Raw genomic sequence first — 14,911 nt, forward strand, 5'->3', positions numbered from 1 at the left:
ATCATTTTTCACAGCGGAGGGTCTATAAATTCTTTTCTCTTTGTTTCGAACTATGCAAAACTGCCCCTTTGACAAAGTTTACCCAAGAGAAACTTCGAAAACGGGCACAGGAGGATCCCGACAGAGATTGGGATTTCACGGGAGGCATTTTCAACAGAGATTCTTCCCGTCGAGAGGGATTCGTAAACAGAAAATCAAAATCCCGACCTCTGTCGGGAATTTGTAGGGAGGTTTTTCACGTTTTCTTTGTTGTAAAAGCGATCAAAGTTAAACCACCCTCTATAGGCAAGGTCCCCTCAGGTTGCTCCGCTCATCGTCATTCTTCGAGCCCCGGGGATCTGTTCTCGGAGAAGGCCTCCAGGCCTCCGCCGTGTGGCCCGGCAACGGGCCGCTAGACTACGACGGGGATCCTGGCCTTCCTGAGGAGCTCCCTGAACTCGTCTATGTTCATGCCCGCTATCCTGGAGGTCAGCCTTATGTCGCCCTTCTCGACGTACAGCTTCAAGGCGGCCCTCACCCTTGGGGGCTGCCTCTCTATGAACTCCCAGTCCGCCATCCTCCTCCTAATCTCCCTAGCCTCCCTCTCCTCCTCGAGGTACTCCCTTACCACGTCGTCTAGCGACTCGCCCCGCATAGCTCCGAAACCCTCCTAGCCACGTCTTCTAGCGCTTTACGGGGAAATATGTGTAACGTGTCCCTCGAGTACTCCTCGACAACGCCACCCGCCACCGCGGACCCCGTAAACCTAGGCGCACTTCCAGCATTAACGTAACGCGCCGCCGACCCGGGGCGGGCCGCAAACCCCGCTCACTACCCTGCGGGCTTGCCGGGGACCGCTACGCCTCTCGCAGTTCTTTCACAGTTGCCTCGGGGCCACTCTGCGGGTACGCCGACAGACACCCGCAGGCCTACGACGTTCCACAGATCCATCAGTTCCTTCGCGGTTGCCCCGCGCGGAGAGAGTTTCCCGCCTTGCGCCGCCTCCCCGGGCTAGGGCGTTAACCCCTTTTCCCGCGCGGTTCTCTCGATGTTTTCGAGTAGGCTCCGGGTTAGGGGGACGCCGCTCAGCATGTAGGATAGGAGGAGGGCGCCGACGGCGGGCGGGAACTTCGGCTCGACGAGCTCCACCTTGAAGTGCTTCTCCAGGTGCCTCCTCAGGGGCTCAGTGACGACCTCACCGGCCCTGAACACCCCGCCGACGAGCGCCACCTTGACTGGCTCCTCCATGCCCAGCCTCCTCACGAGGGTGACTACGTGTAGCGCGAGGTGGTACGCGGCCTCCTCCACTATCCTCCTAGCCACGGCGTCGCCGCGCCTAGCCGCCTCGGTGACAAGCGGGGCGAGCCTCGCCAGCTCGCGCACGCCAACCCCCTCCGCGTAGACCTTCGGGACCAGGTCCTCCGGGGACGAGAGCCCGAGGGCCCCCAGGACGGCCCCCGTGAGCTCCGTGGGAGGCCCCCGCCCGTCGAAAGCCCACAGAACGGCGCGCAAAGCCTCCCTCGCTATCCAGTAGGCGCTACCCTCGTCGCCCAGCAGGTAGCCCCACCCGCCGCACCGCGCGTAGTCGCCCCTCCTATTCCTAGCCCCCGCGACCGAGCCAGTACCGGCTATGACTATGACCCCCGGCTCCCCCAGCGTAGCCCCCACGAGCGCAACCTCGGCGTCGTGGCGCACGTAAACCCTCCTCGCCGCGACCCTCGGGGCACCCCTCTCCCCGAACACCCTGAAGTCGCGCTCAGTATCCATCCCCGCCAGGCCCAGCACAGCCACGCCGGCCACTCCGCCGCCGAGAGCCCCCCCGTATAGCCGCGTTTATGTTCTCCACGGCGCCATCAATGCCGACAACGTGGTAGTTAGAGGGGCCAGCCTCCCCAACGCCGAGAACACAGCCCTCCGCGTCACCCGCCACGGCAAGCGTCTTCGTCGCTCCCCCATCAACGCCTACGAAGGCCTCCACGGGGTTAAACGGAGCACCAGAGTATAATAGCTTTTCGCGCAACAGCCCAAAGCCGCGCATAACGGGCATACCCACAAATTCCCGGCAAAAACCGGGAACTCGATTTTCTGTTTACGAATCCCTCTCGACGGGAAGAGTCTCTTTTGAAAATACTTCTCGTAAAATCCCGGTTTCTGTTGGGAATTTCCCGTAACAGTTTTCGAAGCCTCCCATGGGTAAACTTCGTCAAAGAGGCAGTTTTGCAGGCTTCGAAACAAAGAGAAAAGAATTTATAACACCTTTGCCGTAGAAAGTGGTCGGAAGCAACTGTGAAAGCATTGAAAGCAACGGTTTGCTTTGCACCGCGACCTTGACTTTCCATTGTTGAAGCAACTGTGAAAGCATTGAAAGTACGACGACGTCTGGTCGCGGGCGACCATAAAGGTCGCGAGAAGCAACTGTGAAAGCATTGAAAGCACGCGGGGCACACGTGCTTACAGGGTGGACAAGGCGGCGGGAAGCAACTGTGAAAGCATTGAAAGTCAGGGCAGGCTTGTTCACGCGCAGATGATCAGCAACGTTACTCGCACCGAAGCAACTGTGAAAGCATTGAAAGCGTGCTTCTTCGGGCTGTCTAGCTCGGCCACCGTGGCCCTGAAGCAACTGTGAAAGCATTGAAAGAAACGCGCATTCCAGCACCACACCCTCATCGTTTACACTCACACGGGAAGCAACTGTGAAAGCATTGAAAGCATGCAATTGCCGCGACACCATATTCTCGGGTTAGCGCGCGTACATGAGAGAAAAGTAACTGTGAAAGCATTGAAAGACCAAGCACAACTCACGACAACGGAGACGCAAACAACGGTGAGAAGCAACTGTGAGAGCATTGAAAGTCGTAGAACGCCTCGCCGTGCAGCACGCGGAACCTAGCCATGTGAAGCAACTGTGAAAGTATTGAAAAGCTCTCCCCGCTGAACGTGATCGCCATTATTGTTTGTGCCCCTGAAGCAACTGTGAAAGCATTGAGGAGGTGGGAGTTGTGGGGAAGGTCGAGGAGTTGCTCGCCGAGTGGCCGGAGGTGGCCGGGGTGTGCGCGAGGCTCGCGGCCGGCGAGAGGCTCGGGGAGGGCGAGGCCGTGGTCAAGGAGGTCGCGGAGGCGGCGGGGTGGGGCGTCGACGACGTAGTGGAGGACCTCGCCCGGATCGGGGTCGACCCCTCCGGGAGGGTGGAGAGGTACAGGGAGCTCTTCGAGAAGTACTACGCCGAGGCACTCGAGCTCAAGAGGAGGGGCGACGCGAGGCAGGCAGGGGAGAAGCTCTGGGGAGCGGTGACGGCGCTCATCAAGCTCTACGCGGCGGAGAAGGGGGTCTTCGTGGCCCACTGGAGTACGGGCAAGCTGGACAGGTTCGTGACGAGCAACGTCGGCAAGGAGCACAGGAAGCTTTTCAGGGACCTAATCGACAAGGCACACAGGCTCCACGAGAACTTCTACGAGGGAAGCCTCGACCCCGAAACCCTCGAGGAGCGCTGGGCCGAAGCCCTCGACCTACTCGAAAAAGCCAAGAGAATCGTGCTCGACGAGCGGCGAAGCGAGAAGACACGACAAGCCCCGCCCTAAGCACCAGCCCGAGAACGACCCGGCACCCCGGGAACACTCCCCGGCAGTCAACCCCGGCCCGAACCGTTACCGCGCGCTCACAAGCAGGAAAACTCGCCGACCGCGCTCGGCCCAAAGCCCTGGAACACTCAGGTTCTGGGGCCACGCCCCTCGTACGCTACCTTCAGCTACCAACTCTTAGTCTTGCTGATTTTGAACGAGAACTTGGCTTGTCACAAACAGGCACCTAATAGACCCTTTAGTCTTGCTGATTTTGAACTGTAGCAACGCGTGTGGCCTACGCTGCTACACCGAAACAGCTTGCAACTCTTAGTCTTGCTGATTTTGAACCGCTCCGGTATCTCGTGCGCGTGCGCCAGCACTCTTAGTCTTGCTGATTTTGAACAAGGTTGAAGGCGCGGTAAGCCTCGTGAGCCCCGTTACTCTTAGTCTTGCTGATTTTGAACTACACCTCGTCCACGTGTACGGAGCGGTGCTCGTCGACTCTTAGTCTTGCTGATTTTGAACATGGGCGGGGAAAACCCCGCGAGGTGAAACGAGTGAATCTCTTAGTCTTGCTGATTTTGAACTAGCCGTTTCCTTGTCCAGCCTTGTCACGTCGACTCTTAGTCTTGCTGATTTTGAACCCGGCCTTTATGCATTCACTCCCGGCGACACGCCTCTTAGTCTTGCTGATTTTGAACTGCTTCCCAGCGAGGGAGACCACGCCACCAGGTTGTCTCTTAGTCTTGCTGATTTTGAACCCTATAAGTTCCGTAACTCCGCTAGAGGGTTGATACCTCTTAGTCTTGCTGATTTTGAACTGAAAAGAGATTAATCTAATCTCTTTACTCTAGGGACTCTTAGTCTTGCTGATTTTGAACCGCACGCGTGTCCATTCTACTTCGAGAGGATACTCCTCCTCTTAGTCTTGCTGATTTTGAACCTACACCTATGGGAAGCTGGGGCTGTGGAGCGACTCTTAGTCTTGCTGATTTTGAACACTCAATCGGCGTGAGCTTGCCGTTCAAGAAGCTCTTAGTCTTGCTGATTTTGAACTGGCTTGCCCGCCGAACAGCCCCAGCTTCGCCCTCTTAGTCTTGCTGATTTTGAACTTACCGCGACGAAAGCGCCGACGCCTACTATGTTTTCTCTTAGTCTTGCTGATTTTGAACACGATGGTTTCAACGAAATCCCGTTGCCTGTTACATGGTCGGCAATCTCTTAGTCTTGCTGATTTTGAACCGCGTCTCGATCTCACGGGTCTGGGGATGGCTATCAACTCTTAGTCTTGCTGATTTTGAACTAGGGGAGTGGTTCCCCCTGCATGGGCTTTTCACCTCTTAGTCTTGCTGATTTTGAACTGAGGGGTTTGTGGGAGCTTCTTCTCGAAACCCCGCTTAACATTTCTCTGTGGCGGTATAAAACGTTAACTCCTCCCCTCTTCCCGTTGGGAAGAAATCCCCGAAAAGCATTTATAAATGACGCCGTCATGCCAACTCGACGAGAAAGCCTGGCAAGGGAGAAATCCCAGTAAAGCTTTTATCGTTGACAGTGTCAAGGGTTTTTAAGCTTTCTCGGGTGTTGTTTTTGAGGGTTGATTGGCTGTTTTCACGGTTATTACTCCGTAGCCTGCGCTCCTGTTTCCGCCGATGTTCGTGAGTTCTCCCAGTTTTAGGAGGCCGTGCACCAGGCTTAGCTTGTCGCTGGGGGCGTTCTTCCTGGCTTTCAGCTTCACCCATCCTACGAAGCCGTTTGGCGCCGGCTTCGAGGGCTCCATTGGCGGCGTCTTGACGTCTAGGCCTGCCACGTAGACGGTGGATGCCAGCTCCTCCGGCTTCGGTAGGCTTGCGCCCGTGAGCCTGTGGGCCGTCGCCACTAGGCCTGCGAGCATGTGGACGGGGTCCGGGTAGAGGACCTTGTACTCCTTGTCCCCTGAGAGTGGGTTGAAGTAGGTGGGGGTGTGGAAGCGCACGTCCAGAGCCTCGAAGGGCCCCGCCTCCAGGACCCTCGCCGGGTCGTAGACCCTGAGCGCCAAGCCTTCGAGCGCGAACTCCTGCCCCTTCACCGAGAAGGACCTCGTAGAGGCGATGGCGGCGACAGCCCTCCTCGCAACCCCCTCGTCCAGGAAGGCGACCTCCATCCTTGCGAGAGCCCCCCTCTCGAAGAGAACGCCCGCCGACACCCCCTCACCCACAACCCTGAACCCAGAGGCGAAGCGCAGAGGCCTAAGCGCGAACACAGACGGAGAGCCAGGCTTACCGTGCATGAGCCCCGCGACACCCCCATCCACAGCCCCCACAGCGCTCAGCAACGCACCCCTACACTCGGCCCCCGAGAACCACGGGAGAGACCCGCCCGACACAGCCCTAAGCGAAAGCTCTACGACGACGACAGAGCCCACACACAGAAAACACCAACCCCCCTTAATACCTTAACGCCCGAACCTCAACAGCCCGAGCCGAGGCGGGGCACTGCTCTCCCGACCCATCCGTCCTTGATACCAGGTAGACACGGAACCATGGCTCCCCAAGCTATTCAGCTCTAGCCTCGCAGCGTTGATACGCGAGGAAGGAGGAGAAGCAGAGGATTACCATCCACCGAACCTTTCGGTTCATTCGTTTTTGATACTCTACGGACGTAACACCGCCACACGGACGCTACCTCTTTCACTTTCAGTTCATCCGTCGTTGATACTGAGAGACGAGGCTGGGAAGCCCTTCGCCGTATACTGGCTCTTTCAACTCATTCGTCTTTGATACTTCGAGATCCACCATGAGCCAGCGACCGTCGCTAATGTAGTACTTTCAACTCATTCGTTGTTGATACGCCTCGACGTGAAGAAGAGGTACACCTACCCCTGGCTCGGCTTTCAACTCATTCGTTGTTGATACTGGGGGTTGCGCAGAGCTGAGCAGGCAAGTATTGTTTCCACTATGTCTTTCAACTCATTCGTTGTTGATACACGCCTGGCGCGAGTTTCGGTGGCGGTGGTGATAGACTTTCAACTCATTCGTTGTTGATACTGACGTTGGGGGGCGGGGGGTGAGCCTTCGGAGGATCAGGGTAGCTTTCAACTCATTCGTTGTTGATACATGCGTGGGAGAGGGCCGAGAACACGGTGAAGGCGTACAACTTTCAACTCATTCGTTGTTGATACGGTGGAGATGGGGTGGTAGAGGTGGTGGTAGCAGTAGCAATCCCCTTTCAACTCATTCGTTGTTGATACCGAAGACTTCGAGCACCTCGATCTTCCTCGCCTCTCCCGCTTTCAACTCATTCGTTGTTGATACGGGGCGATGCCCCGCTTCGCCCACATCAAGAAGGCTTTCAACTCATTCGTTGTTGATACACGGTATCAAGAACGTGTCCTTCAGCGAGCCCTTACCCCCCTTTCAACTCATTCGTTGTTGATACAACGAGCTACTGAACAAGCTGGCGCAGGAAAAGCTGGACTTTCAACTCATTCGTTGTTGATACAGTGTGGGACGCTGTCCAGAAACGTGCACCTGTTGAAATAACTTTCAACTCATTCGTTGTTGATACCCAAGTCGAACGTGAAGAGGGAGGCGGCGAGGGCTATGGCTTTCAACTCATTCGTTGTTGATACTCTTCTCCTCCACGGCTTCTAGGAAGTCGTGCGCCTTGACTTTCAACTCATTCGTTGTTGATACGAACGCCGAGCCGTCCGCGGTGCCTATCCTCACCTCCTCTTTCAACTCATTCGTTGTTGATACCCGGCGATGCGCCTCGTGGAGCTGTCGCGCGAGATAGCTTTCAACTCATTCGTTGTTGATACCTCCCCAGGACGCCCCCCTAGCAAGCAGCTCGCCGGTAGCTTTCAACTCATTCGTTGTTGATACAACTCGAAAAACTGGAGCGGTCGCTCGCGCGCCTAGTACCCTTTCAACTCATTCGTTGTTGATACCCGCTTAACAGTTCAAGCCCTACTTTTTGAGATAATGCTCTTTCAACTCATTCGTTGTTGATACTTACCCTCTTCGGCTGTGCTACGCCCTCGCAGGGTATAACCACTTTCAACTCATTCGTTGTTGATACTGGCTGGTCACGAACATACATTACATCAGCCCAAACATCTTTCAACTCATTCGTTGTTGATACGCGGAGGAGGAGTACGGCAAGAGCTACGAGTACTTCACTTTCAACTCATTCGTTGTTGATACGAACGGGTCTTCCCAGTTGATCCCATACAGCAACTTGACTTTCAACTCATTCGTTGTTGATACTCGACGAGGTATTCGACGAAAACGTTAAACGCTTCAAGCTTTCAACTCATTCGTTGTTGATACCTGCTACTCAAAAGGTTGCTTGAGGAGGAGCGTAGGAGGAGGAACAACCCCCACCCTTTCAACTCATTCGTTGTTGATACTAATAGACAACGCGCTCAGCGCCGTGGTGAACTACGGACTCTTTCAACTCATTCGTTGTTGATACAAGCCGGAGATCGAAATCCCCCCTTCTGGTGTTGTTGCGCTTTCAACTCATTCGTTGTTGATACACACGTAGCTGTTGTGCCTGGCGTCGCCGGGCGGCCTGACTTTCAACTCATTCGTTGTTGATACCTCCGGCGTTCAGCTCCATCAGCTTCTCCAGGTTTAGCTCCTTTCAACTCATTCGTTGTTGATACTAAGCATGGCGGGCGGCCCGAAGTCCTCCACCTCGCTGAACTTTCAACTCATTCGTTGTTGATACAGTTTTTCATCGAGATCTACGGAACTCCCTTGTCTTCGCCTTTCAACTCATTCGTTGTTGATACGGGGCGAGCTTCAGAAAGATAAGGATGACGACAAACGTGAGCTTTCAACTCATTCGTTGTTGATACCGTTTCTCGTGGACGTTTGTAATGGGGCTTGGATGTATTTATCTTTTTCTCCGGGTATGTGCGTATCCTTGGCAAGCGTTTACGGGAAGCATTTGAAAATCTTTCAAGACCTACGCCTACCATGCTGAGTGATACGGATAGGGAGAAAACGCGTGGGAAGCTTCATTTTGAAAATGAGTTTCCTCCCGTAAGCCTATATGCTTAGAGGAGGAAAAACCGACGGGCAGGCTTCGACAAGGGAAGCCTCTGCTCCCACCCCGTATCACGAAGGATTAATCTCTGTTTGCTTCTGTTGCCTTTTTTGTTTGGGTGTAGTTCTCCTGTGTCTTAGCGGCTACTCATCCCAGCTCGTATGCCGGCCCGGTGTGCGCGTGGAGGTTTTTCGATGCTGGTCTTCCATGCTCGAGGTGGTGCGTGGTCTGCCTGTAAGGCTTATTAGCTTGTGCGACGGTGTTGGCGGTGTGGGCGAGGAGGTTGATAGGGTTTTGGGTAATTTGGTCAGGGCTGTAGGGATGCTTGAAGGGTGCCCTGAGTTGAGTATGCTTATACCGGAGGTGAGGAGTAACATTGTATACGCTCTTCCGAATCCGAGAACTGTACGCGACGTGGCGGGTGTTGAGGGTAGAATAACCGTTGTGAATGGTAGGCCTAAGGCTTCTTCTTATCCGAGGTTCGGTGCTTCGTGGCACATGGCGAGGCTAATAGTCGAGGAACAAGTGTAGACCGGAGATTAGGGCTGGGGTGAACCTAAGGTTTGGTGAAGAGGTTAAGGGGTTTCTATACGCGTATGCTGGGGAGAAGGGGTTGGAGGTCGGGTTTATAGATCGAGGTGGAGAGCCGGGAGGGGTTGCCCGGGTGGAGGGTGCTTCGACGCCGTGGAAGGTGAAGTACTTGGTCGAGAACTACGGGGGGATACCCGGTATAGTGGTTGAGGGTGAAGCTCCCGGAAAGGAGCCTCTCCTCGTAATTCTTGGAAGGAGCGCCGCCGAGGTGGCGGAGATGGCTGTGGAAGTGGCTAGGAGGTATGCCGAGTGGAGGAGTAAGAGAGGACGAGGCTAGCTAGAGTCTGTACCGCTCTCCGCCGCTATTCCTCCTCTCCTCATGAATACTACTGCATCGGCTACCACGCTGTCCTCCACGCAGTGGGATACGAGCAGCGTTGCCACGTTGACCGATCTAACTATCTTCATTACCTCGCCTCTCAGCCTAGCCCTGGATTCGCGGTCTATGCACGAGGACGGCTCGTCGAGCAGGAGGATTCCCGGCGTAGCCAGCGCCCTCGCCGACGCTCTCCACCCGATAGCTGGGAAGGCTTTTACGCTCACAGCCCCGAGCCCCTCGCGGGAGGGCTTCCCCCGCTTAGACCCCACCACCGGGCGTCTCGCTGGTCGCGGCGAGGTCCCGCGGCGTACCGGCATGCTCCGAGGAGGTACTCGTCTTCAGGAGCCACTTGTCCCTGCTGGGCGCGGGGGTGGAGGGAGCCGTGGAGAGGCTGGTCGCCAGGGTCGGCTACAGGGCCGTGGGGGTCGAGGTGGTCACACTGGAGGAGGCGCTGGAGGCCCTCGAGGCGGGGGCCCGCTACGCCCGGTTCGACGGGGTAGGCCCGGCGACGCTCAACGGCTGGGTGCGGGTAGTCAAGGCCGGGTTCCCGGAGGCAAGGGTGGGCGCGTCCGGCGGGGTAACGGCCGAGAACGTGGCCGACTACGCGCGGGCAGGGGTCGACGTAGTGGTAACGTCAGCCCCGTTTAGAGCCCTACCCCTAGACTTCACGACGGCGATGGGCCGCTAACGCAACAACCGGCGAGAAAGCCCCACGTCTTAGTCTTGCCGATTTTGAACGGGCGAATCCCAGTCTATCGACGGGTCAGGGATACTCTCTTAGTCTTGCTGATTTTGAACTAGCGCTCGCAAGGCATGCGCAAACGAAGGTCGTCATGGCTCTTAGTCTTGCTGATTTTGAACACGCCGCCGGTCTACGAGGTCAGGCTAGCCGCACTGCTACACTCTTAGTCTTGCTGATTTTGAACTGTATGATAAAAGAATTCACGTCCCGATCCACGTCAACTCTTAGTCTTGCTGATTTTGAACATACGGGGTCGTCCCTCTGCGCGGCGAGCTTGTCTCTTAGTCTTGCTGATTTTGAACTTGTCCCGTACGGATTCGGCGCGCTCATGCTCGCGCCTCTTAGTCTTGCTGATTTTGAACTCCTAAGGCTTGCCCCATTTTGCGCGGACATCCCTCTTAGTCTTGCTGATTTTGAACTGAGGGGTTTGTGGGAGCCTTTTCCCGCAAATCCGGGTTTTATTTCTCTGTGGTGGTATAAAACGTTTTCTGTTCCCTTCTTCCCAACGAGAACAAATCCCCGAAACACTTTTATAAATGACGCCGTCATGCCAATCCGACGGGAAAGCCTGGCAAGGGAGAAATCCCCGAAATGCTTTTATTGTTGACAGTGTCAAGGGTTTATAAGCCTTCCCGGGCGCGGGGCTTTAAGGGTTGAATGGGTTCTTGCTTTTTTGCTGGTGTTTTTCTCTGAGTTTCGCGGCTTTTTCGCAGAGTTTTTCTGGGAGCTGGATGGGTATGAGTGTGCCCCATCCTGTGTCGCTGTGTAGCCCTGCTCCTTCCTCGTATGTTTTCCTCGGGTTTGCCTTTGCGATTGCGAGCGTGTTTCCGGCTATGCCTGGTAGGGGGTCTCTGTGCCTCCCGTCTTTGAGGCTGTAGCCCGGGGTTACGAGTGTTGTTTTGGAGTCGAAGAGGGGTTTGAGAGTGGATGTTGCTAGCAGTATTTCCGCGCTTTTGACTGCCTGCTGGAGTAGCGTTGTCGTTGCTAGGGGCCCGCTCGTGCGCGGGGGTTCGGGTAGCAGTATCGGGGTTACCTGGAGTAGCGCTACGCACTGCTCGTCGCCGGGTAGCTCTTCGAGGAGTATCTGCCCGGGCGCCACCTCGACCTTTACGGGTGCCCCGTCGCTGGCGAACCTCGCGGCGTACTCGCGCGTCGAGGCGCAGTCGGCGCCCAGGATCTCGGCTGCTACGGCGGCGTCTGCGCCCAGCGCGGCTTTCAGGTCTAGCTCCGCGGCGGAGTAGAGGTAGCCTTCGCGGGCGACCTTGACAGCCCTCTCGAGCCCTACCCCCATCCTCCACTCCGGCTTGGCCTCCGCGTAGGCGCCTCTCAGCGCCCGGCCCGCCTTCTCCAGAAGCTCGCTCCCCCTGCTGGCCGAGCCCTCCAGGTACGCTTCGAGGGCGTCGAGGTAGGCTTCCAGGGCCTCGGGGACAGCCCTCCTGAGGGCCTGGAGCTCCGCGTAGCCGCCCGCCAGCGCGGCGTAGACCTTCCCGCGGGAGACGACGTAGCCGGGCCTGAGCTTGACGGAGCGGCACGCGCACCCCTGCCCCTCGAGTAGCGCCTTGACTCCCTCCAGGGGGTCTGCCGGGGGCTCCGGGCGCGAGTAGCCTATCGATGCCAGTAGACCGGCCAGGGTCGAGGGTAGCGGGTAGTGCATCGTGGACGCGTGGGTCGCGGGCCCGCTGGCGTACGGGTCGAAGGCGCCGGTCCTCCTGAACCTGACCCTGTCCACCGGGTATACCAGGACGCGCGCCACCAGCGTCACCCCTCCATCCTCTTGAGCGCCTTGGCGGCCCGGAGCACCAGGGTTGCGAGGCTCTCCTCCCTCCCGTCCGCCGACCTGAGCCTAGCCGCTACAAGCTCCTCGCCCAGCACCCTCCCCGCCACCTCGTCGGGGTTCCTCCTGGTGTTCCTGGAGACCAGGTAGCGCAGGGCGAGCCACGCCTCGCGCGTCCTCGACTCGGCGGCGAGCCTCTCCACGAGCTCGTCGAAGCGCCACGAGAAGAAGTCGTAGAAGAGGCTCGACGAGACCTCCCCGCGTAGCTCCATGGAGGCCAGTAGCGCGGCCTTCCAAACGGGGCTCCCGGCCAGCCCGGCGCCGGGCCCCGCCCTGAAGGGTAGCATCGCGGAGGAGCCGGACCTGAGGTCCTCTAGCCGGACGGCGTCCCTCTCGACGGTTGCGGGCCCGTACACCGCGGTGCAAGCCTTCGCCTCTTCGAGCATCTCGGACGACCTCGCCACGGCCGCGCTGAGCGGGTCCCTGTAGTGGATCGAGAGCACCGCGTACGACCTTCCGTAGCTCCTGGGGGCGGGCGAGACGAGCGGGATTCCGGGCGACGCGTGGAAGCCCCTCGGCCCCCTCCCGCGCTCCCCCCAGTAGCCCCTGCGGGTCCTGAGGGCGGCTTCCAGCGCCACGTACCTCCCGCCGGCCGTCGCAGGCGTCAGCGCGAGCAGGTCGTCCCCGCCCGCGTAGACCACGAAGCCCCCCAGCCCCTCGACCGCGCGTGCGTCTAGGACGGCGCCGTGGCTGAGCGACCTGGACGCCGAGGCGGTGTAGAGGGGTGAGAGCGTGACGGTCGAGCCGAGCCTCCCGGCTACGCTCGCGAGTAGCTCCGCCGCCCCGCCCCCGAGCCCGGCCTGCGCCGCGACCCTGCCCGCGTACTCCCCCGCGCCGAGCCGCAGCCTCGCCCGGAGCAGCCTGGACCCCGCGTAGTCCCCGTCCCCCTTCACCACGGCGAGCCGCGTCCTCCTCTTCCCGGCTATGGACCTGAACAGCTCCTCGATCTCCCTGCGCGCCTCCCCATCCCCGAGCGCGTCCAGGGCTTTCGCGAACCTCTCCCTGTACTCCTGCTCCGTCGCCGCCTCGATGAGGGCTGCGAGCAGCCTGAGCGCGACGAGCGCGACCTCCCTGCCGGCCCTCCTGTAGGCCCTCCGCGCGAGCCTCCGCGAGTAGTACTCGTGGTCCCACTGGAAGCCCGCGAGGACCTTCGCCACGGCCTCCCGGTGCCTCTCGACCACGTCGAGGACCCTGTCCAGGTGCTCCTCCGCTACCTCCGCGTTCGCGAGCTCGTTCGTCGTGGGGACGGACCAGAACGTCCTCGCCGCCGGGACCCCGACGGCCCTCAGCGCGGCGAAGGGGTTGAGGGCTACCAGCCTCTTCGCGAGGCACCTCGGGCAGAGCCTCTCGCCCTCCGTCACGACCCTCCTAGACTCGGGGCCGAGCCCCCCGTACCTGCTGGACGGCGCCCCGACCACGGCCGGCCTCTCGCCGCACACGCTGCAGAAGCCGAGCCTGCCGAAGACCTCGGCCGCCGCGCCGCACCATCGGCTCGACTGGGCCTCGACGTCCGGGTCCACCCTGCTCAGCTTCCACAGGGCCTCCTCCGACGGGATGTACTCGTCCATGAGGTAGTGGAAGTAGAGCGCCCGCTCGTCGAGCGATACCCTGGCGCCGCCCGCCTCCGCCGCGGGCTCCCCGCCGAACACCCTGCCCAGCCACTCCCTGTACCTAGCGTAGGACTCCCCGTGCCTGAACACTATGAGCCTCTGCGGGAGCGGTAGCGTCGAGGCGACGCTCTCGACGTACTCCTCCAGCTCCGAGGCGTCTGCCTCGACCCCGTTCGCCCTGAGGGTCTCGCCGAGCAGCGCGCCCAGCCTCCCCTCGGAGAGGACGGCTCCGACCGCCTTGGACCAGGCCTCGGAGGCCTTCCTCTCTATGAAGCCCCTAAGCGAGGCCTCGTCGCGCAGGGCGTCCTCGAGGGCCCCGGGAACCTCCGGGAGGAAGAGCACAGCGCGCGTGGGCATTATCGGGTGCCTCGGGAAGCCCGAGTAGCCGTACGCGAGCCTCGCCGCCTCCCTGGCCGCCCCGTAGGCCCCGGTGCCCCTGAGCCTTCCGAGGAGCCACGCCGCGTAGAACCAGTTCCCCCTCAGCGAGGGCGTCACGACGACGTCTGGCCCCAGGAGCTCGACGAACGGCTGGACGGTGGCCCACGTGACGAGCGAGGCTACCCACGAGGAGGCCCAGAGGTCGAGGGCCTTCCTGGCCTTGGAGATGTACTCCTGGACCCCCGCGTAGTCCACGACGACCACGTAGCCCCTGAAGGAGCCGCCCCTGAAGGCGTTCGCGAGCGTGGCCGCCGCGTAGACGTGGTCGAAGACCGTGTACACCGGGAACCTCGGGTCGGCCGGCGATACGACGGGCGCGCCGCACGCGCGGAACCAGAGCGGCTCCAGGAGGAACCAGAGCGCGTGGTACCTCAGGGCCGCGTCCCCCAGGCCTGAGAGAGCGTTCGCGAGGCTCTCCGCGAAGGCCGGGGCGGCGGACTCCACTGTCCGCGCGTACGCCCTGAGGTCGCAGCCGTTGCCCGGGTCGAGGCACACGTCCGGGTCGAACACGTTCAGGAGCACGAGCCTCTCCGGCGGCTGCACGCCTGCCCCGTCGAGCACGAGCGGCTCGGCGCCGAGCGCCAGGCGGGCGAGCTCCTTCACCTCCCCGAGCCTCCTCTCGAGGACCTCCGCGAGCCCCAGCCTCTCCGCCACCGCGAGGGCGTCCGCCTCCCAGTGCCCCGCCCCCCGCTTCGCCCAGGGCAGTAGCGGCGCCTTCTTCAGCTGCGCGAAGGCCTTCCACGGCGGCTCGTACAGCAGGGCGGCGGTCTTCACCTCCAGTAGCTCCCCGATGCTCGAGTACACGCC

At 59.7% G+C, this 14,911-nt stretch carries 12 protein-coding genes and 3 CRISPR repeat arrays; of the genes, 5 read left to right on the forward strand and 7 right to left on the reverse strand.

Annotated features, from left to right (window positions below):
• Positions 1 to 391 precede the first annotated feature (391 nt).
• From TPEN_RS06700 to TPEN_RS10125, 3 genes are all read right to left on the reverse strand, one after another.
• Positions 392 to 634 (reverse strand): hypothetical protein, encoded by a 243-nt coding sequence (locus TPEN_RS06700; RefSeq protein WP_011752970.1) that lies wholly within the window; start codon positions 632 to 634, stop codon positions 392 to 394.
• A gap of 356 nt (positions 635 to 990) precedes the next feature.
• Positions 991 to 1,779 (reverse strand): BadF/BadG/BcrA/BcrD ATPase family protein, encoded by a 789-nt coding sequence (locus TPEN_RS06705; RefSeq protein WP_052885243.1) that lies wholly within the window; start codon positions 1,777 to 1,779, stop codon positions 991 to 993.
• Positions 1,736 to 2,017, reverse strand: a complete 282-nt coding sequence (locus TPEN_RS10125) for a BadF/BadG/BcrA/BcrD ATPase family protein (protein ID WP_052885244.1) — start codon at positions 2,015 to 2,017, stop codon at positions 1,736 to 1,738. Before TPEN_RS10125 ends, TPEN_RS06705 begins: the two co-directional genes overlap by 44 nt.
• A 420-nt stretch (positions 2,018 to 2,437) precedes the next feature.
• On the opposite strand from TPEN_RS10125, the gene TPEN_RS10190 reads away from it, so the two are divergent.
• Complete coding sequence (locus tag TPEN_RS10190; protein ID WP_425358381.1) at positions 2,438 to 2,605, forward strand: hypothetical protein; 168 nt, start codon at positions 2,438 to 2,440, stop codon at positions 2,603 to 2,605.
• Between the two features lie 373 nt (positions 2,606 to 2,978).
• Positions 2,979 to 3,557, forward strand: a complete 579-nt coding sequence (locus TPEN_RS09870) for a PaREP1 family protein (protein WP_011752971.1) — start codon at positions 2,979 to 2,981, stop codon at positions 3,555 to 3,557.
• Between the two features lie 174 nt (positions 3,558 to 3,731).
• Positions 3,732 to 4,900: a CRISPR direct-repeat array (repeat unit 24 nt; unit sequence CTCTTAGTCTTGCTGATTTTGAAC).
• Between the two features lie 203 nt (positions 4,901 to 5,103).
• Here TPEN_RS09870 and cas6 read toward each other — a convergent pair.
• On the reverse strand, positions 5,104 to 5,940 hold the full coding sequence (cas6, locus tag TPEN_RS06715; RefSeq protein WP_011752972.1) for a CRISPR system precrRNA processing endoribonuclease RAMP protein Cas6: 837 nt from the start codon (positions 5,938 to 5,940) through the stop codon (positions 5,104 to 5,106).
• Positions 5,941 to 6,142: 202 nt separating this feature from the next.
• Positions 6,143 to 8,379: a CRISPR direct-repeat array (repeat unit 25 nt; unit sequence CTTTCAACTCATTCGTTGTTGATAC).
• Positions 8,380 to 8,840: 461 nt separating this feature from the next.
• Here cas6 and TPEN_RS10130 point away from each other — a divergent pair.
• Complete coding sequence (locus TPEN_RS10130) at positions 8,841 to 9,101, forward strand: thiamine-phosphate synthase family protein (protein ID WP_187146318.1); 261 nt, start codon at positions 8,841 to 8,843, stop codon at positions 9,099 to 9,101.
• Positions 9,102 to 9,120: 19 nt separating this feature from the next.
• Positions 9,121 to 9,438 (forward strand): thiamine-phosphate synthase family protein, encoded by a 318-nt coding sequence (locus TPEN_RS10135; RefSeq protein WP_011752974.1) that lies wholly within the window; start codon positions 9,121 to 9,123, stop codon positions 9,436 to 9,438.
• On the opposite strand, the gene TPEN_RS06730 is transcribed toward TPEN_RS10135, so the two are convergent.
• Positions 9,435 to 9,752 (reverse strand): P-loop NTPase family protein, encoded by a 318-nt coding sequence (locus tag TPEN_RS06730; RefSeq protein WP_187146319.1) that lies wholly within the window; start codon positions 9,750 to 9,752, stop codon positions 9,435 to 9,437. The genes TPEN_RS10135 and TPEN_RS06730 overlap by 4 nt on opposite strands.
• Before the next feature lie 11 nt (positions 9,753 to 9,763).
• Between TPEN_RS06730 and TPEN_RS06735 the strand changes: the two genes are divergently transcribed.
• Positions 9,764 to 10,168 carry a beta/alpha barrel domain-containing protein gene (locus tag TPEN_RS06735; protein ID WP_148678005.1) on the forward strand — a complete coding sequence of 135 codons (405 nt, stop codon included), beginning with the start codon at positions 9,764 to 9,766 and terminating at the stop codon, positions 10,166 to 10,168.
• 26 nt (positions 10,169 to 10,194) lie between these two features.
• A CRISPR array of direct repeats spans positions 10,195 to 10,641; the repeat unit is 24 nt; unit sequence CTCTTAGTCTTGCTGATTTTGAAC.
• A gap of 227 nt (positions 10,642 to 10,868) precedes the next feature.
• Here TPEN_RS06735 and TPEN_RS06740 read toward each other — a convergent pair.
• On the reverse strand, positions 10,869 to 11,975 hold the full coding sequence (locus tag TPEN_RS06740; RefSeq protein ID WP_148678006.1) for a hypothetical protein: 1,107 nt from the start codon (positions 11,973 to 11,975) through the stop codon (positions 10,869 to 10,871).
• Between the two features lie 5 nt (positions 11,976 to 11,980).
• The gene (locus TPEN_RS06745) at positions 11,981 to 14,908 is read right to left on the reverse strand and encodes a type III-B CRISPR-associated protein Cas10/Cmr2 (RefSeq protein ID WP_187146320.1); all 2,928 of its coding nucleotides are present in this window, start codon (positions 14,906 to 14,908) and stop codon (positions 11,981 to 11,983) included.
• Positions 14,909 to 14,911: the final 3 nt, after the last annotated feature.

Source organism: Thermofilum pendens Hrk 5 (genome assembly GCF_000015225.1).
Classification (GTDB): Archaea; Thermoproteota; Thermoprotei; order Thermofilales; family Thermofilaceae; genus Thermofilum; species Thermofilum pendens.

Coding starts and splice junctions, on each gene's coding strand:
- TPEN_RS10125 (WP_052885244.1), bottom strand. CDS start 2,017: ATGCGCGGCTTTGGGCTGTTGCGCGAAAAGCTATTATACTCTGGTGCT.
- TPEN_RS06700 (WP_011752970.1), bottom strand. CDS start 634: ATGCGGGGCGAGTCGCTAGACGACGTGGTAAGGGAGTACCTCGAGGAG.